Here is a 21,764-nt window from a genome sequence, read left to right on the forward strand (position 1 = left end):
GTTCTTATCTGCTCCCGATTTTGTCCGTTAATCTTAATAAAATATAATCTCATTCAGGCGAAGAATTCTTTCGCTGATATTTGTTTTATGAATGAATTAATCATGATTTAACGGAGTGGTAATGAAACGTAATTGGATTACAGGTTCTTTTGTTCTGTGCTCACTGTTTATGGCAAACCAGGCGCTCGCGTCTGATGGCGTGGTGCATTTTACCGGTGAGGTTATTGACAGCGCTTGTGAAGTCACCACGGATACTATTGGCCAGACCGTTGCCCTGGGTAAGGTGAACCGATCGGCTTTTGGCCCGATTGTCGGCTCCACTGCGGCTCCCACCGAATTTAGTATTAAGCTGGAAAATTGCCCGCCCACTTACACTCAGGCGGCAGCGCGTTTTGACGGCACCGAAGCCTCTGACGGCAATGGTGATTTGGCCATCGGCACCCCGATAACTGCATCGACTCCAGGTGATTATACCGGTGAGGGTACAGAGACTGCGGCGACGGGCGTGGCAATTCGTATCTATAACCGCGCTGATAACTCACAGGTTAAGCTGTACAAAGATTCCTCTTATACAACTATTGATTCCGGTAATGCAGAGCTGAAGTTTATCGCGCGTTATATCTCTACTTCTGCCACCGTTACGCCAGGCACGGCTAACGCTGATTCACAGTTCACCATCGAATACATGAAGTAATCGATTTTCGCCCGGGCCTGCTGACGTTAAAAGCGAGAGTACTGGCGAATTTTCCTTTAGCAGGCTCATTTCACGGATGAAATTATGTTGTGCAATCTTATTAAGTCGCTGTTCGTTGTTATTTGTCTTTTGAATATGTCTTCGTCCTGGGCTGGGGTCATTATCGGCGGCACCCGCGTGATTTTTAATAGCGATCGCGCTGATGAAACGTTTTCTATCTTCAATAAAGAGGCAAACGTTCCCTACCTGATCCAGGTTTGGGTTGAGCCATTTGATAAAAAAGAGACTACCCCACCTCCCTTCACGGCTATTCCACCGGTTTCACGTCTGGAGCCGCAGCAGGAAAAAATCCTGCGCATTATTAAAACCAAGGGTGCGCTTCCCGAAGATCGGGAGTCGGTTTTCTGGCTGAATATCAAAAATATTCCACCATCCGGGAGCAGTGCGGATAGCAACACGATGGAAATTGCCATAAAAACCCGAATCAAACTGTTCTGGCGCCCGGCGGCGCTCAATATGACGCCCGAAAAAGCGTATATGAAGGTGAAATGGCATCGCGTGGGAAACCATCTGCAAATAGAAAACCCAGCTCCAATTCATATCAACGTGATGGATGTGTTCGTCGACGGCAAAGAAGTTCCGCTCAATATGCTCAAACCCTTCGAGAAGCTAGAGCTGCCTTTACCCGCAGGGGCGGCTGGCAAAACGCTTCGTTGGCGTTTTATCAATGACTACGGTGCGATTAGCGAGCCTCTGAATCTCTCCCTTTAAGTGCAAAACAAGGAATGATGCGAGATGGCCGGTTCACCTGTTCACGTTCTCTTTGCCTCCGGGGCGCTGCTTCTGCTGGCTTGCCAGCTACAGGCGAAAGAAGCCTTCTTTAACCCCGCCTTGCTGGAGATTGACCATCCGGCGGGTATCGATATTCATCAGTTCGATCGCGCAAACACGCTGCCACCCGGCACGTACAAAGTGGATATCCTTATTAACGGGAAAAAACGTGAGCGCCGCGAGGTCACATTTATAGCGGATAAGCCGGAGGGGGAGATTCAGCCCTGCTTCACCCACCTGTCCAGCCAGCTGAAAGCGTTCGGTGTAAAAGCGGATGCCATCAAAGCGCTTACAAACATTGATGACGATGCCTGCGTCGCGCCGGGGCCGCTTGTTGAAGGTTCCGTATGGCAGTTCGATACGGACAAGCTGACGCTCAATATTGTGATACCTCAGATTTGGCTTGACAACTATGCCATGGGCTATATCAGCCCCGAACGCTGGGACCAGGGGATCAATGCGCTTTCGGTTAATTATGATTTTTCAGGCTCCCATACCGTACGCTCTGACTACGACGACACGGCGGATAGCTATTACCTCAACCTGCAAAATGGTCTGAATCTCGGTGCCTGGCGGGTACGCAACTACAGCACGTTCAGCTCTGAAGGCGGCAATGCAGAATATCACTCCGTCAGTTCGTGGCTACAGCGTGATATTCCCGGGCTGCGCAGCCAGTTCATGGTGGGCGATACCTGGTCGGCAAGCGATGTTTTTGAGGGTGCCAGATTGCGCGGGGTGCGGCTTTACACCGATGATGACATGCTGCCCGCCAGCATGAACGGCTTCGCACCCGTGGTGCGCGGCGTAGCGAAAAGCAACGCCATGGTGACGATCAAGCAAAACGGTTACGTCATCTATCAGTCTGCTGTGCCGCAGGGGGCGTTTGCCCTTACCGATCTCAATACCACCAGCTCGGGTGGGGATCTGGACGTGACCATCAAAGAAGAGGACGGCAGCGAGCAACATTTTATCCAGCCTTATGCTTCACTGGCCATTCTGAAACGTGAAGGACAAACCGACTTCGACGTCAGCATTGGCGAAATGCGGGAAGACACTCGCTTTACCCCAAACGTCATGCAGGCGCAAATCATGCGCGGGCTGCCAGCCGGCGTCACGCTTTATGGCGGCGTGCAACTGGCGGACGAGTACCGCGCGGCGGCGCTGGGCGTGGGTAAAGATCTGGGCGCGTTTGGTGCGCTTTCTATGGACGTGACGCAGGCGAAAGCCCGGTTTGATGAGGGCGATGAATCCCAGGGGCAATCCTATCGTTTCTTATACTCCAAGCGTATTGATGCCACCGACACGAATTTCAGGCTGGTGGGCTACCGCTATTCTACCCAGGGTTTTTATACCCTTAACGAGTGGTCATCGCGTCAGGGAGATGAAAGTGATTTTTGGGAAACGGGCAACCGCCGTAGCCGTCTGGAGGGAACATGGACGCAGTCTTTTGGACGCGGCTGGGGGAACGTTTATCTGACGCTGAGCCGTCAACAGTACTGGCAAACCGACGCGGTAGAGCGCTTGATTCAGACGGGCTACAGCAACAATCTCGGCATGGTTTCCTGGAACGTGTCGTGGAGCTACACCGATAGCGCGACGCACCACGACAGCGCCAGCGAAGATGAGGATAACAACGGGGGTGAAAATATCTTTATGTTTTCTCTTTCGGTTCCGCTGTCCGGCTGGGCGAAAAACAGTTACCTCAACTATGCCATGACGCAAAACGACAATGCGCAGGCATCCCATCAGGTGGGGTTAAGCGGAACGCTGCTGGAACGGGATAATCTCTCGTATAACCTGCAACAATCCTGGACAGGCGATAGCGCAGCGGATGCCAGCAACCTTGCGATGACCTATAACGGCACTTACGGCACGCTGGACGGCAGCTACGCCTACAGCGCAAACGCCGAACACCTTAATTTCGGCGCGCGCGGGGGCGTTATTGTGCACGGTGAAGGCGTCACGTTCTCGCAGCAGCTTGGAGAGACGGTTGCGCTGATCAAAACGCCTGGCGCGTCGGGGCTAGCCGTTGAAAACACCTCTGGCGTAGCCACCGACTGGCGCGGTTATGCGGTGAAAACCCAGCTTAATCCTTATGACGAAAACCGTGTTGCCATCGACAACGACTATTTCTCCCTAGCCAACGTGGAGCTTGAAAATAGCGTGATCGATCTTGTTCCGACCCGCGGGGCGATTGTCAAAGCAGAGTTTCTGACCCACCTGGGTTATCGGGTGCTATTCAACGTCATACTGGCAAACGGCAAGCCTGCACCGTTTGGTGCCGTCGCGAACGGCGAAAGTAAAGGCGAACTGTTGACGGGCATCGTGGGAGAAAACGGGCAACTTTACCTGTCTGGCGTTCCGGAAGAGGGTACTTTTGCGCTGCGGTGGGGGGCGGGTAACGGCGTGGAATGCCGGGCACCGTTCCATATTTCCCCTCAGACCGGAGCATCGCTGGTCCAACAAACCGTAGTATGTAACTAAAAAGGATTTTAGATGAAGAGCTTACTTATCGCTGGCCTGCTGATATTGGCCAGCCCGACGGCGTTCGCTGAGGTGGCAGGAACCTGCACGACCACTTCAGGCACGCATGTGCTTAACCTGAATTTTCCCCAAACGAGTATTAGCGCTAAAGATAACGTTCCGGGAAAGACGATGGTGGATGTCGCCGAGGCGACGGCCAGCGACAGCTATCAGGTCAACTGTTCCTGCGATTCAAAGCACCGGCTTAATAAGGGATTTTCGGCAATCTACTACACGGCGGACCCAACTGGCGGTCTCGTATTTGATAAAAAGATTGGTGAGGTCTCTTATTACAATTTAAATGAATATCTCGATGTCGGCGTAAAGATCTTCATCAAAAACGTGGGTTATACGGCGATTCCTTTTGAGCACGTTTCTAATCGCAGTACGGCCTCTCACACCTGTGGTTCGTCAAACGATATTACGCTTGATACCGGAACGTCTTCGATGCTCTCGTTTTATATTCGAAAATCGATCACCGGATTGGTCACGATTCCCCTGACCGATGTCGCCCTAGTCTACGGCGGAATATCTAATGATTTGCCCAGGGGAGAGGCGATCGCAAAAGTCAGGATTAAAGGCTCAATCATTGCGTCCCAGCAGTGCGAAATTAACGACGGGCAGGTGATTAATATCGATTTTGGTCAGATCCCCGCCTCTGAATTTTCCGCCACGCCCGGCACATCGATAACCAGTAAAAAAATTGAGAAAACCGTTACGGTGAGCTGTTCCGGTCTGGACCGCTCGCAAAAGGTGAACGCTGATTTTAACGCTACGGCAGCCAGCGCCGACAGCACGATGGTTTCAACGTCAAACAACGACGTGGGGATCAAAATCTATGATACAAACGGCGACCCGGTGATGGTGAACGGCGGCGCGCTCAAAACGGAGATGGGCTCTACAAGCATTATTGGCGGAAGAAGTAATGGCACTATTACGTTCTCTGCCGCACCGGCCAGCGCTACCGGAGCGAGACCGACGCCCGGCACGTTTAACGCGGATGCCACCATAACTCTGGAATTTTCTAACTGATCTCACGACGGCTGTTTATGACAGCCGTTGTCATATTCCCGTCTTTGAACCAGGCTTAACGCATCTCAGTGTGACATTATCATGACAAGGATGTGATTTTATTTATATTTAAATCATGCACTTAACGCAAATGCGTTGATTGTCATAAAACTGTCATAATTCGTACATTTATCTGTCACCTGTTTGTCCTATTTTGCTCATCGTAGCCACTTAAACAATGATTTACGAAATCCTTGCAGGAGACATTATGAAAGTTATGCGTACCACTGTCGCAACTGTTGTCGCCGCGACCTTATCCCTGAGCGCTTTCTCTGCCTTCGCAGCAGCAAGCCTGACTGGCGCTGGTGCAACCTTCCCTGCGCCGGTGTATGCCAAATGGGCGGATACCTACCAGAAAGAAACCGGCAACAAGGTTAACTATCAGGGTATCGGCTCCTCCGGTGGCGTAAAACAAATTACCGCGAATACCGTTGATTTCGGCGCATCCGACGCTCCGCTGTCTGATGAAAAACTGAATCAGGAAGGCCTGTTCCAGTTCCCGACCGTGATCGGCGGCGTTGTGCTGGCCGTTAACATCCCTGGCTTGAAATCAGGCGAGCTGGTGCTGGACGGGAAAACCCTGGGCGACATCTACCTGGGCAAAATCAAAAAATGGGACGACGAAGCCATCACTAAGCTGAACCCGGGCGTTAAGCTGCCTTCGCAGAACATCGCTGTGGTTCGCCGCGCTGACGGTTCCGGTACCTCCTTCGTGTTCACCAGCTACCTGGCAAAAGTGAACGAAGAGTGGAAATCCAAAGTCGGTTCCGGCTCTACCGTTAACTGGCCAACCGGTCTGGGCGGTAAAGGTAACGACGGCATCGCTGCCTTCGTACAGCGTCTGCCGGGCTCTATCGGTTACGTAGAATACGCTTACGCGAAGCAGAACAACCTGGCTTACACCAAACTGGTTTCTGCTGACGGCAAACCGGTTAGCCCGACCGAAGAGAACTTCGCTAACGCCGCAAAAGGCGCTGACTGGAGCAAATCCTTCGCGCAGGACCTGACTAACCAGAAAGGCGACGATGCGTGGCCAATCACTTCTACCACCTTCATTCTGGTCCACAAAGATCAGAAGAAACCTGAGCAGGGTGCAGAAGTACTGAAATTCTTCGACTGGGCATACAAAAACGGCGGCAAACAGGCTAACGACCTGGACTACGCCAGCCTGCCGGACAGCGTGGTTGAGCAGATTCGCGCTGCATGGAAAACCAACGTGAAAGACAGCAGCGGTAAAGCGCTGTACTAACAGGATATTTTTGACGAAGATGGCGGGTGGCGCGCAGCGATCCCGCCCTACGGTTCATCCTGTAGGCCCGGTAAGCGCCAGCGCCACCGGGCATATTCGTAAGACGTCTCAAAAAGAAGAGTAATTTATGGCTGCAACCAAGCCTGCATTTAACCCTCCGGGTAAAAAAGGTGACATGATTTTCAGCGCCCTGGTGAAACTGGCTGCGCTGATTGTGCTATTGCTGCTGGGCGGCATTATCGTGTCCCTGATCTTTTCCTCCTGGCCGAGCATCCAGAAATTTGGTTTCGCCTTCCTGTGGACCAAAGAGTGGGATGCACCGAACGATATCTACGGTGCGCTGGTGCCGATTTACGGCACGCTGGTAACCTCCTTTATCGCCCTGCTGATTGCGGTGCCGGTAAGCTTCGGTATTGCCCTGTTCCTGACGGAGCTGGCGCCGGGCTGGCTGCGACGCCCGCTGGGTATTGCCATCGAACTGCTGGCGGCCATTCCAAGTATCGTTTACGGCATGTGGGGCCTGTTTATCTTTGCTCCGCTGTTTGCAACGTACTTCCAGGAGCCGGTCGGTAACGTGCTTTCTGCCGTTCCGTTTGTGGGCGCCCTGTTCTCTGGCCCGGCATTCGGTATCGGTATTCTGGCGGCTGGCGTGATCCTCGCCATCATGATTATTCCGTACATTGCGGCGGTTATGCGCGATGTCTTCGAACAAACCCCGGTGATGATGAAAGAGTCGGCCTACGGTATCGGCTGCACCACCTGGGAGGTTATCTGGCGCATCGTCCTTCCGTTCACCAAAAATGGGGTGATCGGCGGCATCATGCTGGGCTTAGGCCGCGCGCTGGGTGAAACCATGGCGGTGACCTTTATCATCGGCAACACCTACCAGCTCGACAGCGTCTCTCTGTACATGCCGGGCAACAGCATTACCTCTGCGCTGGCGAACGAATTCGCCGAAGCGGAATCCGGGCTGCACGTTGCCGCGCTGATGGAGCTGGGCCTGATCCTGTTTGTTATCACCTTTATCGTACTGGCTATCTCCAAGCTGATGATTATGCGTCTGGCTAAAAACGAGGGGGCACGCTAATGGCGACTCTCGACATGCAAAACACCGCTCAGCTTGCGGAATCCCGTCGCAAAATGCAGTCAAAGCGCCGGATTAAAAACCGCATTGCGCTGACGCTTTCCATGGCCACGATGGCGTTCGGCCTGTTCTGGCTGATCTGGATCCTGATGTCCACCATCACCCGCGGCATCGATGGAATGTCCCTGGCGCTGTTCACCGAGATGACGCCGCCGCCGAACACGGCGGGCGGTGGTCTGGCAAACGCCCTGGCGGGTAGCGGCCTGCTGATCCTGTGGGCGACCGTTTTCGGTACGCCGCTGGGCATCATGGCGGGTATCTATCTGGCGGAGTATGGCCGTAAATCCTGGATCGCTGAAGTCATCCGTTTTATTAACGACATTCTGCTGTCTGCCCCATCGATTGTTGTGGGTCTGTTTGTTTACACCATCGTGGTGGCGCAAATGGAACACTTCTCCGGCTGGGCAGGTGTGATTGCGCTGGCGCTGTTGCAGGTGCCTATCGTTATTCGTACCACTGAAAACATGCTGAAACTGGTGCCGGACAGCCTGCGTGAAGCGGCTTACGCGCTGGGCACGCCGAAATGGAAGATGATTTCGGCAATCACCCTGAAAGCGTCCGTCTCGGGGATCATGACCGGTATCCTGCTGGCTATCGCCCGTATTGCCGGTGAAACCGCACCGCTGCTGTTTACCGCGCTCTCCAACCAGTTCTGGAGCACGGATATGATGCAGCCGATCGCCAACCTGCCGGTGACGATCTTTAAATTTGCGATGAGCCCATTCGCGGAATGGCAGCAGCTGGCCTGGGCCGGGGTGCTGATCATCACCCTTTGCGTACTGTTGCTGAACATTCTGGCGCGCGTCATTTTCGCGAAGAAGAAACACGGTTAAATTTTTACGGCGCGGCACATCGCGGCGCCGAATGAGGAAATGAGTCAATGAGTATGGTTGATACTGCCCCGGGTAAGATTCAGGTTCGTGATTTGAACTTCTACTACGGCAAATTCCATGCCCTGAAGAATATCAACCTGGATATCGCGAAGAACCAGGTCACGGCATTTATCGGTCCGTCTGGCTGTGGTAAATCCACGCTGCTGCGCACCTTCAACAAAATGTATTCGCTCTATCCGGAGCAGCGTGCGGAAGGTGAAATTCTGCTGGACGGTGACAACATCCTGACCAATACCCAGGATATCGCCCTGCTGCGCGCGAAGGTGGGGATGGTGTTCCAGAAACCCACGCCGTTCCCGATGTCGATCTATGACAACATCGCCTTTGGCGTGCGACTGTTTGAAAAGCTCTCCCGTGCGGACATGGACGAGCGCGTGCAGTGGGCATTGACCAAGGCCGCATTATGGAACGAAACCAAAGATAAACTTCACCAGAGCGGGTACTCTCTCTCCGGTGGTCAGCAGCAGCGTCTGTGCATTGCGCGCGGTATCGCCATTCGCCCGGAAGTATTGCTGCTGGATGAGCCGTGCTCAGCGCTGGACCCGATCTCAACCGGGCGTATTGAAGAGCTGATCACCGAGCTGAAGCAGGATTACACCGTAGTGATCGTCACCCACAACATGCAGCAGGCTGCCCGTTGTTCTGACCACACGGCGTTTATGTACCTGGGCGAGTTGATTGAGTTCAGCGATACGGACGCGCTGTTCACCCGGCCCGCGAAGAAACAAACCGAAGATTACATTACTGGCCGCTACGGTTGATTTGCCTTAGTGCATGTGGAGAAACCATGGACAACCTCAATCTTAATAAACACATTTCCGGCCAGTTTAACGCAGAGCTGGAAAGCATTCGCACCCAGGTGATGACCATGGGCGGCATGGTCGAGCAGCAGCTTTCTGATGCGATCACGGCGATGCACAACCAGGACAGCGAGCTGGCGAAGCGCGTTATCGAAGGCGATCACAACGTCAATATGATGGAAGTCGCCATCGACGAAGCGTGTGTGCGCATCATTGCCAAGCGTCAGCCGACCGCGAGCGACCTGCGTCTGGTCATGGCGATCATCAAAACTATCGCCGAGCTGGAGCGTATTGGCGACGTCGCGGATAAAATCTGCCGCACCGCGCTGGAGAAATTCTCTCAGCAGCACCAGCCGCTGCTGGTCAGCCTGGAGTCTCTCGGTCGCCACACCGTGCAGATGCTGCACGACGTGCTGGACGCCTTTGCGCGCATGGATCTGGACGAAGCGGTGCGTATCTACCGTGAAGACAAGAAAGTTGACCAGGAATACGAAGGCATTGTGCGTCAGCTGATGACCTACATGATGGAAGATTCCCGTACCATTCCAAGCGTGCTGACCGCGCTGTTCTGCGCGCGCTCAATCGAGCGTATCGGCGACCGCTGCCAGAACATTTGTGAATACATTTTCTACTTCGTGAAGGGGCAGGACTTCCGTCACGTGGGCGGCGACGAGCTGGACAAGCTGCTGGCGGGTAAAGATCCGAAAGAGTGATGTTTGTGGCGGGTGGCGCTAGCGCTTACCCGCCCTACGTTAGCTTAACGCGTAATATCCCACCCGCGCGCCTTCCACAACTCTGGCAATTGTGCCAGGTCGGTGAAGGTCGTCACTTTTGGATGATCGATCGGCTTGTTGTGCGGGTCGGCACAGAAGTAAAACACTTCCATTCCTGCATCAATCCCCGACTGCGCGCCCGCAGACGAGTCATCCACCAGAATGCAGTTCTCCACGTTGACGTTCATCGCCTTCGCCGCGTGGAACATCAATGCCGGATCGGGCTTCCAGCGCTGGATATCGTAGCCGCTGAACAGTTTTTCCGGGAAGTGGTGCAGCATGTCCAGCTTGCCGAGCGAATGCTGCATTTTGCTGACCGGGCCGTTAGAGACCACGCAGATCGGCACCGTCATCGCATCAAGCAGCGCGTTAGCGCCGGCGATAACCTCCAGCTCGGCGTCGAAGAGGCGTGCGACCTCGGCGCGGTACACCGGTTCCAGATCCGCTTTCGCCAGATCCACCCCGTGCTCTTCGTTAATGATGTCGATGATCTCGTACAGCTTCACGCCCTTAAAGCGTTTGAACACCTCTTCGAGATCGAGCGTAATGCCAAATTCCTGGAACATGGCGACATACGCGCGGGAACAAATGACCTCACTGTCGACCAGCGTACCGTCACAGTCGAAAAATACCGCTTCAATTCCGGACATGCCCTTCCCTTTTAACAAGTTTAACGTTTACGTACGACAGATTTACGAGACGCAATCGTTGCCGTATAAGCAAAATCAATGAAAAAAGTATCCCGTAACCGCCACTATTGTCGCATTTTGGTATAGGATAGCGACGAATTTTCCCTCCTTGTTCGGAAATTGATGATGAGTCAACAACACACAACCCAGACATCTGGTCAGGGTCTGCTTGAGCGCGTATTCAAACTGCGCGAGCACGGCACAACGGCACGCACCGAAGTGATCGCCGGTTTTACTACTTTCCTGACGATGGTCTACATCGTTTTTGTGAACCCGCAAATTCTGGGCGTGGCTGGCATGGACACCAGCGCCGTCTTTGTTACCACCTGTCTGATCGCGGCCCTTGGCAGCATTCTGATGGGCGTTTTCGCTAACCTGCCCGTGGCGCTGGCCCCGGCGATGGGTCTGAACGCGTTCTTCGCGTTCGTGGTGGTTCAGGCGATGGGCCTGCCGTGGCAGGTTGGTATGGGCGCTATCTTCTGGGGTGCGGTCGGCCTGCTGCTGCTGACCATCTTCCGCGTCCGCTACTGGATGATTGCCAATATCCCGGTGAGCCTGCGCGTGGGTATCACCAGCGGTATCGGTCTGTTCATCGGCATGATGGGGCTAAAAAACGCCGGTGTGATCGTGGCGAACCCGGAAACGCTGGTGAGCATCGGTAACCTGACCTCGCACAGCGTGCTGCTGGGCGTGCTGGGCTTCTTCATCATCGCGATCCTGGCGTCGCGCAACATCCACGCTGCGGTGCTGGTCTCTATCATCGTGACCACGCTGCTGGGCTGGATGCTGGGTGACGTGCATTACAGCGGTATTGTCTCTGCGCCGCCGAGCGTCTCTACCGTGATTGGTCACGTTGATCTGGCGGGCTCTCTGAACCTGGGCCTGGCGGGGGTGATCTTCTCCTTCATGCTGGTCAACCTGTTTGACTCCTCCGGTACGCTGATTGGCGTGACGGACAAAGCGGGTCTGGCGGACGAGAAAGGCAAATTCCCGCGCATGAAGCAGGCGCTGTATGTGGATAGCATCTCTTCCGTTGCGGGTTCTTTCATCGGCACCTCGTCTGTTACCGCTTACATTGAATCCTCTTCCGGCGTCTCCGTGGGCGGCCGTACCGGCCTGACGGCGGTGGTGGTGGGTCTGCTGTTCCTGCTGGTGATCTTCCTCTCTCCACTCGCCGGGATGGTGCCACCGTACGCGGCGGCGGGTGCGCTGATTTATGTCGGCGTGCTGATGACCTCGAGCCTGGCGCGCGTGAAGTGGGAAGATTTAACCGAAGCGGTGCCAGCCTTTATTACAGCCGTGATGATGCCGTTCAGCTTCTCGATCACCGAAGGGATCGCGCTGGGCTTTATCTCTTACTGTGTGATGAAGATCGGTACCGGTCGCTTCCGCGAACTCAGCCCGTGCGTGATGATTGTGGCGCTGCTGTTTGTGCTGAAGATTGTGTTTATTGACGCGCACTAAGGTGCGGTTTGTGGTGTCAGATGGCGCTTCGCTTACCTGACCTACTGACGCGTGTAGGCCCGGTAAGCGCTAGCGCCACCGGGCTTTTTTATCAGGCTTTAACCCGCTTAATATAATCCCCAAACGCGGTCAGCTGGCCAGACAGATGGTCACGCGTGCTCTGATCCACCACTTCACCCGTCTGCGGGTCGACCTTGTTCTGAATCACACCGCCCATAAATTCCGGCTTGTTCATGACCATCGCATCCAGGAATACCAGGATCTGACGCAGGTGATACTGGCAGCGCGCGCCGCCGATGGCGCCCATAGAGCTGGTCTGGATCAGCACCGGTTTGCCTGACAGCGGCTGCTCCGGTAAACGGGATAACCAGTCAATCGCGTTCTTCAGGCCACCCGGCACCGAGTAGTTATACTCTGGCGTTACAATCACCACGCCGTCAGCCTGGCGGATCTGCTCGGCTATCGCTTCCACGCTCTGCGGAAACCCTTCTTCCTGTTGAACGTCAGCATCATAAAGCGGGATGTCGCCAATAGACGGCAGGGCACTGATTTCCATTCCCGCAGGCGCCAGCTGCGGCAGCGTACGGGCAACCATCCCGTTAAAAGAACCTTTGCGCAGGCTTCCCAGTAACGTAACAACTTTCAACGTATCAGACATGATTACTCCTGTTTCATCATGATGATCCTGGACGGATCAGCTATGGGTGTATGCTTTTTCTGCCGGTAAACTGGTTAATCGCATCAGGCGCGCGGCGGGCTCGTTGGCGCGCTCGGGGACATCCGGAAGACTACGCCAACCGCGAATACTGTCAAATTCCCAGATTTTCAGCCGTTCGATGGCGGGACTCACCGCAACAGACCAGATCAACACGTCCTCAGCGTCGCTGAGCGCCTCTACCAGCGAGGCTTTTGTGGCCCGCAGGCGTCCGGAGCCAGGCAGCAGCTGCAACAGGCTGGCGTCGTCTGACGCCGCACCGCTCAGTTTGCGGATGCTCTGGCGAAGGGTAATGAGCTGCGCTCTGGCTTCAACGGGGTCGTTCTGGTTACGTATCCACAGCATTTCATTGCTGGAGAGCGGGTATTCATCAAGCGCGTTAGCCCCGTGGAAGCTGCGCGTGACGCGTTGCAACTCCATATCCAGCCCGCAATCGCCTTCGGTGGTCAGCGCGACGCCAACAATGTTGCCGGTGTACGCAATGGAAAAATGGGGGAGTGCCGGGTCCGCAAAAACCGGGCGACCTTCTGGCTGGGTGAGTATGTCCGGTAATTCGCTGGTGCCGTACAGCATAAAAAGCAGTTCTGCGAGAAGTGCTCTGGAGGCTAAAAACCGCGTCCTGCGGTGTTCAGGTAGCTTGAGCGCCTCACTGTGGCAGGCTGAAGACATTCTGGCCGATACGAGATGCCCTTCCGCTAATGTTCCTCGTGCAAAGTGCGTAGCCATTTTTCGCTCCTTGATAATGGTCGTAGTCGGTTAAACGGTTACATGATTATCGCTTAACTCAGCTTCTGTTTTAATCAGTAAATAGAAATAAGAGAAGCCTGAGGACCGAACTTTACATTATCTTAGGCAAAAACCTGACCTGGCGCGGTATACAGGGCTTTTATGGTTTCGCGCAGCCAGATAATTTTCGGATTATGGCTGTTCCGCTTATGCCAGATGAGCGTGAAGGGGACGGTCAACTTTTCTGCCTGTGCCTCATCGATAGGAATGGGAAGGCAGACCAGTTTACGCTGGTGGAGTTGATTGTAGTGATGGCAGTAGTAAGGCGCAGTGGCAATGCAGTTGTGGTCCGGCTGGGCCGCCACAAACATCGACTGTTCAAAGCCGGGCAGGCACATGGCGACGTTGCGCTCGCGGCCCATCTCCTTTAGCACCTCATCAAGCGCCCAGGTATCGCTGCGCTCCCAGAAGATGCTGATGTGTGGGTAGCGCAGAAACGTCTCGAGGTTCCACGCTTCGCGAAGTGCCGGATGGTCTTCTCGCAAATAGACGCACGGACGGTCGCTGAACAGGATTTCGTAGTCAATAAACCATGGCATCAGCTTCAGCAGCTCGCGGGAGCGCGGGTGCGTTTCGCGGCCGGTAAAACCGAGGTCGACCTCCCCGCGCGTAATGGCGTCCAGCGAATCGTAATCCCACTGGCGCAACTTCACCGTCGCCTGCGGGTAGCGCTGATTCACCTGCGCCAGCAGGGTGTTAAAGCGAATCAGCATCAGCGGCGTTTCGGCGGCAAGCACAAACTTGAGCCCGCCAGGAGAGCTATGGTGGGATTTATCGACAATCTGATTACCAATCTGCATCCAGTCGGCCAGGTCCTGTTCCAGGCTCACCGTCAGCGGCGTGGGCAGTAGCCCTAAAGGCGTTTTCACAAACAGCGGATCGTCGAACCAGTCGCGCAGCTTCGCCAGCGATTTACTCACCGCGGACGGCGTCACGTTCATCCGCTTCGCGGCTTTGGTGACGCTGCGCTCCTGCAACAACAGTTGCAGACAGAGTAAAAGATTAAGATCGAGACTGCTGATGGGCTTCTTCATAGTGCGCCGCGGGCTGGATGACCATAAGTAAGATAATGCTAAGTATGCTACAGCCAATCAGCACCCCGATCAGCATATTCAGCGCGTGAAGGCCGATCACTGCCGCCAGCCAAATCCACAGCGACGACCCGCAGACCTGCGCAATGCCCAGCACCGAGCTCGCCACGCCAGCCCGCAGTGAGAACGGGCCAAGCGCCTGACTCATTGCCACGCCGAAGCCAACCGAGAACCCGGCACAGATGAGGGTAATGCCCGCCAGCATCAGCGCATGCGAGCTGGTGCTGGCCAGAACCACGCCTGCGGCGAGAAACAGCACCTGCGAGGTCAGCATCAGCGTGCGCTGGCGGAAAAGATTCAGCGCAAAGGGGGTAGAAAATGAGACGGCCATACTGACCATGGCGGTTAATGCCATCACCGTTGAATACTCACCGCGATCGAAGCCCATGGTCTCCATCAATAAAACCGGGGAAACGTTTACATACGTCAGGATCACCGCCACGCTTAACGTGGTTACGGCCAGACGGCTGAGGAAAAAGCGATTGAGAAGTTTCTCTGCCGGATGAATGGTCGCGGTATGGCTGGGATTCTGCGAGCCCGGGTGGGTCTCTTTCAGTACGGCGATCGACAGCACAAAGACCAGAGTGCCCATTGCAGCCATGGTCCAGAACAGGCTCTGCCACGGGAATTTCAGCATGATCAGATAGCCTACAACCGGTGCCAGCACCGGAATGATGCAGGTTATCCCGTTCAGCATGGAGAGCACTTTAGCACGGCGCTGGGCGCTTAAGGTGTCGCGCAAAATGGCAAACGCCACCACGTAACAGCCGCCGGCTCCAATGCCCTGGACGAAGCGTCCTGAAAGGAACACGGTGCTGTTCTGCGCCTGTGAGCAGAGAAGAGAGGCCAGGGCAAAGATGATGGCTCCGGTTATTGCGACGGGCTGACGGCCAGCCTTATCCGCGATCTTGCCGGCAAAGACCATCGACGACGCCATTCCTGCGAGGTAGGCCGAAAACGCGATGTGCAGCTGCGCTTCGCTGGCACCCAGATCGCGTGCGATGTGCGGTAATCCCACCAGATACATATCAATGCCGGACGGATAAAGCAGAACTAATGCGAAACTACAAAACAGAAAACGCGCCATAAACCCCCCATAGATGCAGGCATGCAGAATAGGGGGTGAAAAGGGATTAGGCGAGTTGCCATTTGGACAATGGTGATTTCCTGAGAGGAAATCACCATTAATTAGCGGAAACGATACAGAAGCTGGAAAATCGAACTAACTCGTTAATCTATCAGCGATACGTTACCTTGAAGACATGGCTATGGGCACATTCAAGGACATAAAAGTATATAATGAATAATCAGTACTTCTACTGCAGAAAGTTCGCTTGTTACACAACGTAATACTCTTTTTTAACCCCATTCTGATGTTCTACTGATAGATCGTTTTTTTCAGTAATCATTTGTTTAGTTTGGATTTTCATGATTCTTGATTCCATAAACCATCTTCATCATGCATCTGCGCTTCATACTCGTAAGATTTTGCAAGAGCTTCGATCATGATGGCAACGTTAGGTTTAGTATCCTTCCAATGGTTCGCTAAGTATCTGAATTTTTCCGAAACCTGTCGTTCTTGCGTTCCACCGTCATATGGCATACGGGTAGTGACACCTCGAGTGTTATGAACTCCGGTTTTAAAACCTCGCCTAATGTCTTTGCATTCATCCTGATCCAATAAATCGGCAATGATTGGGTGTGGCCAACATTCAACATTTTTATTTAAAGGCCAGTCAGAAAACCAGGCTCCCATAGTCAGGTCCGTGACAACCTCCCGATCGTTTTCTTTTGCCAACTCTCGAACTCTGTTGATCCACGAGAAAAATAACTCACTATTTATTTCTCCATTGTGGTTCATACCGGGAACGCCGCGTTCTTCGTGGAGTAGTCTACTGGCTGTTCGAGCTGCTGTTTGTAGATGCTCAGGTAAAGGTTCGCGTGCTGTATTATGAGGTTTGTAAGCGAGACAGATGAGCTCTATAAAAAAATCCGGATTACCCAGTATTTCAGCCATTAAATATGGTGCGCCATATTCGTCTCTTTTAAGCAGTGGATAGTAAATGAACTCCAGACTTACCATTTCTGCAGGATTGTATCCTGCGTCAGTAAGCGCCTTGAATATACGAGAAATGTGCCATGAACGAGGGAATTCGGCATCTTCTTCTTGGCCAGCAGCGATGCCTTTTAGAATCAAGATTAGCGATTCCCCTGGTAAGTCACTAGAACGATCTCCCATAGCATTTATAGCTGTTCGCGGCCTTCCTGCGGCAAGTAGTTTTTCGATGCAAAAGAGCAATTGCTCCTTATTCGACTGGAAATAAGACGGTCGAACATTCAACCAGAAATGATCGAGAAGCATTTGATATTGATTTTCAATAAGTTGCCACAAGCTCATTCCTTGCGGAGCATTTACCATGAAACCAGCCATCTTTTCGGAAGAGGCGGATTTTTGCTCGAGTTGAGATAAGCATGTATCGAGGAAATCAAGGAGTTCTGCTTGAGGTAGCGCATGAAGTACACCGCTGGTCAGTGAATCATATAACGATGAACCCTGTGATGCCTCCAGATACCATTGACACAGCCATTCCGCCATTTCTTCACGTTCGAATGGTTCTTTAATAAGCTCCCAGCCAACAAGTCGCGGATCTCCACAACGTTTAGCTAGTCTATGAATACCAGACCAACCCAATGCTTGGAATATTTCTCGAAGGGCGAAGGTGCACAATGCATTTCTTGTCTTGTTCGCTTTTTCATGATCTTCTTCATGCCCGTCTGGGAGTTCAATCCATCCATTGGAGAAAATCCATGAATGCCTGACGACCAGATCATCCGCAGCTAGCTTGTCAAAAAATGGTCTCAACACATCAGCTGAATATCGATCGTGTTTATCACCGTCTTGGTTAAAAGAGTTTTCCCAGTTCAGAAATTGTCTGACGGCAGTGCGAACTGTTTCTCGCTGATCATCGGGTAAAGTTGTAGCTTTACCTACCAGTTCTATTACCTTTTCTCTGAAATTGGTATCCATATCATTTATTTTCGGGACAAGATCAGCGATATGTTGGGCATTGTCCTGAGCTTTCTCTAACAATAAATCTGCAACAGGTAGTATGAAGCGTTGAATCTCACCATAGGTGATGCTCTCGTTGGTACCCGCATCATCGTCACGCCAGCGAGGTTTTGCATTGGGTGAAACCATATCATGTCGGTTGGGTAGTAGGGCCAACAAAAGTTTCCAGGCTACTTCGGGATATTTGTCGACGACATTTCTGAGCACTCGGAGTCTTATATCGACGGACGCGGCTGTTTGTGGATACCAAGAGCGAAAAAAGGAAACCAGGGTATTAAATGGTGTATTACCCCAATTCCCCTTTATTTCTATATTTGATAGTTCCGCAAGGATATTCGCAACTCGTCCGAGTCTGGCGGGATACCATGCCAGCAATTCCAAAGCCCAAAGTAGGTTGGCATGCCAGCAGCGGCCTGATATACCTGATGATGTTGTTTCCGTAATCAGGCGAGTGACTGGTTTATCAGGGCTATGCAAACTGTTTTGAGCGGCGTTCAGAAACTCATCAGGAGCCGCTTCTGCTAGCGCTCGAAGAAAGGATGAAACGGAGAGCCAACGTTCTTCATTGGCATCTTCCAGGAGTTGAGTAATAAAGCCTCGTACAGAATTGCCAATAACAACATGCTGAAAATTGTCTGAAAAATAGCCGAGTTTGGCAATTGATTCCGCCATAGCCTCCAAAACAACACCGGATTGTTCGCGAACTTTGCCATAGATTGAGGCCATCCATCGTTTGTCCTCTTCCAGTTCCAGCACAGGATCCGGTTGTTCAAATATAGCTCGAGCTACCTGAAAGAATCTTGCCAGAATGGTGTTCGTTAGTTTGGGGGCCATTAGATGTAATAGCTCCATTGGCGCTTTCGCTTTCCAGAGAGAACCTATTTTTACGACTGGTGCATCATCAAGCGCAGCTAAACTTAATAGCTCATTTTCAATGTCTTCGTAGGTGCGGTTGGCAATCTGCTCAACACAAGCCCTGTCCCCTTCGGAGTCGCTATTCCAGGCACCCACGAGAGTAAGTAGCAACAAATTTTTGGCGTTGGCACCTTCAATCCAATCTGGTTTTTTGAACACAGGATTTTGCGCATGCCATCGACGAAAAACCGTCCATGACCTTCCCAGTGAGTGGGTATACCGTGCGGCATCAGAGGATGCGATCCCAAGCTCGCAAAGGGATTTTTCAAACTCTTCAGGTTGCGGACGTCTAAGTTCCACTATTTTCTGATCTATTGCTTGGCACCCAATTCCCATGAGATTGAAGGCCTGGTCTCCAAATGCCATCGGTACTATTAAGCTCATACCTTCGCGTGGGGCTCGTCGCTTGCTCAACTGGTTATTGGTAATGACCACCAATTCAATGCCGGGATTAGCATCAATGAACTGCCATCCTTGTTCTGAAGTTATACAGGCAGCACGTAAGAAATGGCCTTCTTCAATCAACAATGCGCAAACGAAAGCAACTGCTTCGGACTGACTGTCAGCCATTACAGTTATCAACGGGTCATGCTGATTAATATTGTTTTGTAACGTAAGCTTTGACTGCTCTCTACCATGAAATAGCGCAGGTGCAGTAATTGCGGGGCAGGATTGATTTTTCCAGTGCTCCCAGTAGTTTTCTACTGCTTCAATGCCATGACCGGCAATATCAAGCTGCATGCCTAGCCATAAACTGGTCGCTGGAGAGGTTTCCAGCCATGCTTCCAGATCATCAGCATCCCAAACTAGTACATCCGCCCAGGCATTTTTTTTCCTTGCCTGTTCCTGCCAAGTACTTTTGCCTGGCCAGCGACGAGGTGTTACAAAAACAAAGGTTGCTTGTGCTTTTTGAGCAGATGAAATCTGTTCCAGACGCTTTTCAAAATCGCTGTTGGCTTTGGATGCCGGATCTTTTGAGGTGCCTAGCTCCCAGTAGCTGAGCCCATCTGGAACCCAGGGATTTCCTTGCGCAACATCGACAACACCATCCCAGCCAGGAACATTCACAGAATCGCCACCTGGCATGGTAATTGCCGTAATACGTGATGTAACAGATATAAGCCGCCTTACCAGGATCGGAAGCATTCCTTGTGCTTCACGCTTGTCTGACCATTGGATTAGATGAGTTGCGGTGATGCGCATAATGGAAGGCTCCTTTTGGAACGTGCCTACTGGCTGGTTCTTCGTATTACCAGAGTGGTCTCAGATGTAATCAACTTGACCTAAGTGGTTAATTATACAGCTTATCATTTTTGAAATAGTACCTTTTCGTACGAGACGATCATGTCCTCTTTTAAAATTGCTACCAGCCGGCAGGACGAGTTTTTCCATGAGTATTTAAGTTCAACATAATTACTCTCTACTCAATTTTATGGCGCGTGATTGGGAAAAGCATGCTGCGCTGAACAATACCTGAGCGTCCGAGATTTTGTGTCCATTTGATGTGATTTTTAGCGCAAAAAATAAACAATGGCACACGGGGGATTTAAAGATGGGCACAATTCAGGACACAAGAATCGCGGATGAATCCGTACGACTATGGACGAGTACGGAAAGTAAAAACCCGCATTAACAGGTAGTTAATGCGGGTTAGTGAACGTTCACGGACGAGGATGGACTAAAACTTACTTGCCAATACAGAAGCTCGAAAAGATCCTTCCCAACAAATCGTCCGACGTAAACTCTCCGGTAATCTCGCTCAGATTCTGCTGCGCCAGTCGCAGTTCCTCCGCCAGCAGCTCACCGGCCCACGCGCCGATCAGCTGGGCTTTGCCCTGCTCAAGGTGGCGAGCCGCCTCTTCCAGCGCCTGCAAGTGACGACGACGCGCCAGGAAGCCACCCTCCATGCTGGTGTCGAAGCCCATGCTCTGTTTGAGATGGTTACGCAAGTCTTCCACGCCTTCCCCGGTACGGGCCGACAGGCGAATAAGTGAGTGACCATTCACATCGCTGATGCCAAGCGTTTCGCCGGTCACGTCTGCCTTGTTGCGCACTACGGTGATCGGCAGTTTAGCCGGCAGTCGGGCGATAAAGTCCGGCCAAATCTCTGCCGGGTCTACGGCGTCGGTCGTGGTGCCGTCTACCATAAACAGCACGCGATCGGCTTGCTCAATCTCCTGCCAGGCGCGTTCGATGCCGATACGCTCGACTTCATCGCTCGCATCGCGCAGGCCGGCGGTATCGATGATGTGCAGCGGCATGCCGTCGATATGGATATGCTCGCGCAGCACGTCACGGGTGGTGCCGGCGATGTCGGTCACGATTGCCGCTTCACGGCCCGCCAGGGCGTTCAGCAGGCTCGATTTCCCGGCGTTGGGGCGTCCGGCAATGACCACCTTCATGCCTTCACGCAGCAGGCTGCCCTGGCGCGCTTCGGCGCGGACGGCATCCAGATCGTTCATCACCTGGTTCAGCTGGGCTTCGATTTTGCCGTCAGAAAGGAAGTCGATCTCCTCGTCCGGGAAGTCGATAGCCGCTTCGACATAGATTCGCAGATGAGTAAGTGCTTCCACAAGATGATTTACGCGTGCGGAAAATGCGCCCTGCAACGAGTTCAGCGCGGAGCGGGCCGCCTGTTCGGAGCTGGCGTCGATCAGGTCAGCAATCGCTTCAGCCTGCGCCAGGTCGAGCTTGTCGTTCAGGAACGCACGCTCGGAGAATTCGCCCGGCTTCGCAATGCGCAGGCCAGGCAGGGTCAGAATACGTTTTAACAGCAGGTCGAGGATCACCGGACCGCCGTGGCCCTGAAGTTCCAGCACGTCTTCGCCGGTAAAGGAGTTCGGGCCGGGGAACCACAGCGCGATGCCCTGGTCCAGCGGGGTGCCGTCGGCATCTTTAAACGGCAGATAATCAGCGTAGCGCGGCTTTGGCAGTTTACCCAGCACCGCTTCGGCCACCTCACGCGCCTTCAGGCCGGAGATACGCAGAATGCCTACACCACCGCGTCCCGGTGGGGTTGCCTGGGCGACGATAGTGTCGTTATGGCTCATGGTTGC

The 21,764-nt window shown here is 53.1% G+C and carries 17 protein-coding genes; 10 read left to right on the plus strand and 7 right to left on the minus strand.

Going from position 1 to position 21,764, the window contains the following annotated elements; genetic code table 11:
* Nucleotides 1-121: 121 nt before the first annotated feature.
* The 9 genes from INF58_RS07830 to phoU all read left to right on the plus strand — a co-directional run bounded on the left by INF58_RS07830 (nt 122) and on the right by phoU (nt 9,918).
* Complete coding sequence (locus tag INF58_RS07830) at nt 122-694, plus strand: chaperone-usher fimbrial major subunit (RefSeq protein ID WP_193527458.1); 573 nt, start codon at nt 122-124, stop codon at nt 692-694.
* A gap of 84 nt (nt 695-778) precedes the next feature.
* Nucleotides 779-1,465, plus strand: coding sequence for a fimbrial chaperone (locus INF58_RS07835; protein WP_193527459.1), 687 nt, complete (start codon nt 779-781; stop codon nt 1,463-1,465).
* Between the two features lie 24 nt (nt 1,466-1,489).
* Nucleotides 1,490-4,009 carry a fimbria/pilus outer membrane usher protein gene (locus tag INF58_RS07840; protein ID WP_193527460.1) on the plus strand — a complete coding sequence of 840 codons (2,520 nt, stop codon included), beginning with the start codon at nt 1,490-1,492 and terminating at the stop codon, nt 4,007-4,009.
* 12 nt (nt 4,010-4,021) lie between these two features.
* Nucleotides 4,022-5,080 carry a fimbrial protein gene (locus INF58_RS07845; protein ID WP_063868596.1) on the plus strand — a complete coding sequence of 353 codons (1,059 nt, stop codon included), beginning with the start codon at nt 4,022-4,024 and terminating at the stop codon, nt 5,078-5,080.
* A gap of 247 nt (nt 5,081-5,327) precedes the next feature.
* Nucleotides 5,328-6,368: a phosphate ABC transporter substrate-binding protein PstS gene (gene pstS, locus INF58_RS07850; protein WP_063452042.1), complete on the plus strand. Its 1,041-nt coding sequence runs from the start codon at nt 5,328-5,330 to the stop codon at nt 6,366-6,368.
* A 127-nt stretch (nt 6,369-6,495) separates the two neighbouring features.
* Nucleotides 6,496-7,455 carry a phosphate ABC transporter permease PstC gene (pstC, locus tag INF58_RS07855; RefSeq protein WP_022649877.1) on the plus strand — a complete coding sequence of 320 codons (960 nt, stop codon included), beginning with the start codon at nt 6,496-6,498 and terminating at the stop codon, nt 7,453-7,455.
* Entirely contained in the window at nt 7,455-8,345 is an 891-nt protein-coding gene (gene pstA / locus INF58_RS07860) for a phosphate ABC transporter permease PstA (RefSeq protein ID WP_003861156.1), read from the plus strand. The genes pstC and pstA overlap by 1 nt, the downstream gene beginning before the upstream one ends.
* Before the next feature lie 47 nt (nt 8,346-8,392).
* Entirely contained in the window at nt 8,393-9,166 is a 774-nt protein-coding gene (gene pstB, locus INF58_RS07865; RefSeq protein ID WP_003861154.1) for a phosphate ABC transporter ATP-binding protein PstB, read from the plus strand.
* Nucleotides 9,167-9,192: 26 nt separating this feature from the next.
* Entirely contained in the window at nt 9,193-9,918 is a 726-nt protein-coding gene (gene phoU / locus INF58_RS07870; RefSeq protein WP_003861153.1) for a phosphate signaling complex protein PhoU, read from the plus strand.
* Between the two features lie 44 nt (nt 9,919-9,962).
* Here the strand turns inward: phoU and yieH are convergent, their stop codons facing one another.
* On the minus strand, nt 9,963-10,628 hold the full coding sequence (yieH, locus tag INF58_RS07875; protein WP_022649879.1) for a 6-phosphogluconate phosphatase: 666 nt from the start codon (nt 10,626-10,628) through the stop codon (nt 9,963-9,965).
* A 165-nt stretch (nt 10,629-10,793) separates the two neighbouring features.
* Here yieH and adeP point away from each other — a divergent pair, with 165 nt between their 5' ends.
* Nucleotides 10,794-12,131, plus strand: a complete 1,338-nt coding sequence (adeP, locus tag INF58_RS07880) for an adenine permease AdeP (protein ID WP_139152660.1) — start codon at nt 10,794-10,796, stop codon at nt 12,129-12,131.
* A gap of 91 nt (nt 12,132-12,222) precedes the next feature.
* Here the strand turns inward: adeP and INF58_RS07885 are convergent, their stop codons facing one another.
* The 6 genes from INF58_RS07885 to mnmE form a co-directional block, all read right to left on the minus strand.
* On the minus strand, nt 12,223-12,789 hold the full coding sequence (locus tag INF58_RS07885; protein WP_003861147.1) for an NADPH-dependent FMN reductase: 567 nt from the start codon (nt 12,787-12,789) through the stop codon (nt 12,223-12,225).
* A gap of 36 nt (nt 12,790-12,825) precedes the next feature.
* Entirely contained in the window at nt 12,826-13,572 is a 747-nt protein-coding gene (locus INF58_RS07890; protein WP_063868604.1) for a 4'-phosphopantetheinyl transferase superfamily protein, read from the minus strand.
* 122 nt (nt 13,573-13,694) lie between these two features.
* Complete coding sequence (gene yidZ, locus INF58_RS07895; protein WP_193527461.1) at nt 13,695-14,666, minus strand: HTH-type transcriptional regulator YidZ; 972 nt, start codon at nt 14,664-14,666, stop codon at nt 13,695-13,697.
* Nucleotides 14,635-15,810 (minus strand): MFS transporter, encoded by a 1,176-nt coding sequence (locus tag INF58_RS07900; RefSeq protein ID WP_193527462.1) that lies wholly within the window; start codon nt 15,808-15,810, stop codon nt 14,635-14,637. The genes yidZ and INF58_RS07900 overlap by 32 nt, the downstream gene beginning before the upstream one ends.
* Before the next feature lie 339 nt (nt 15,811-16,149).
* On the minus strand, nt 16,150-19,911 hold the full coding sequence (locus INF58_RS07905) for a hypothetical protein (protein WP_193527463.1): 3,762 nt from the start codon (nt 19,909-19,911) through the stop codon (nt 16,150-16,152).
* Between the two features lie 482 nt (nt 19,912-20,393).
* The gene (gene mnmE / locus INF58_RS07910) at nt 20,394-21,758 is read right to left on the minus strand and encodes a tRNA uridine-5-carboxymethylaminomethyl(34) synthesis GTPase MnmE (RefSeq protein ID WP_006808762.1); all 1,365 of its coding nucleotides are present in this window, start codon (nt 21,756-21,758) and stop codon (nt 20,394-20,396) included.
* Nucleotides 21,759-21,764: the final 6 nt, after the last annotated feature.

Source organism: Enterobacter cloacae complex sp. P24RS, assembly GCF_014982165.1.
Lineage (GTDB): Bacteria > Pseudomonadota > Gammaproteobacteria > Enterobacterales > Enterobacteriaceae > Enterobacter > Enterobacter quasihormaechei.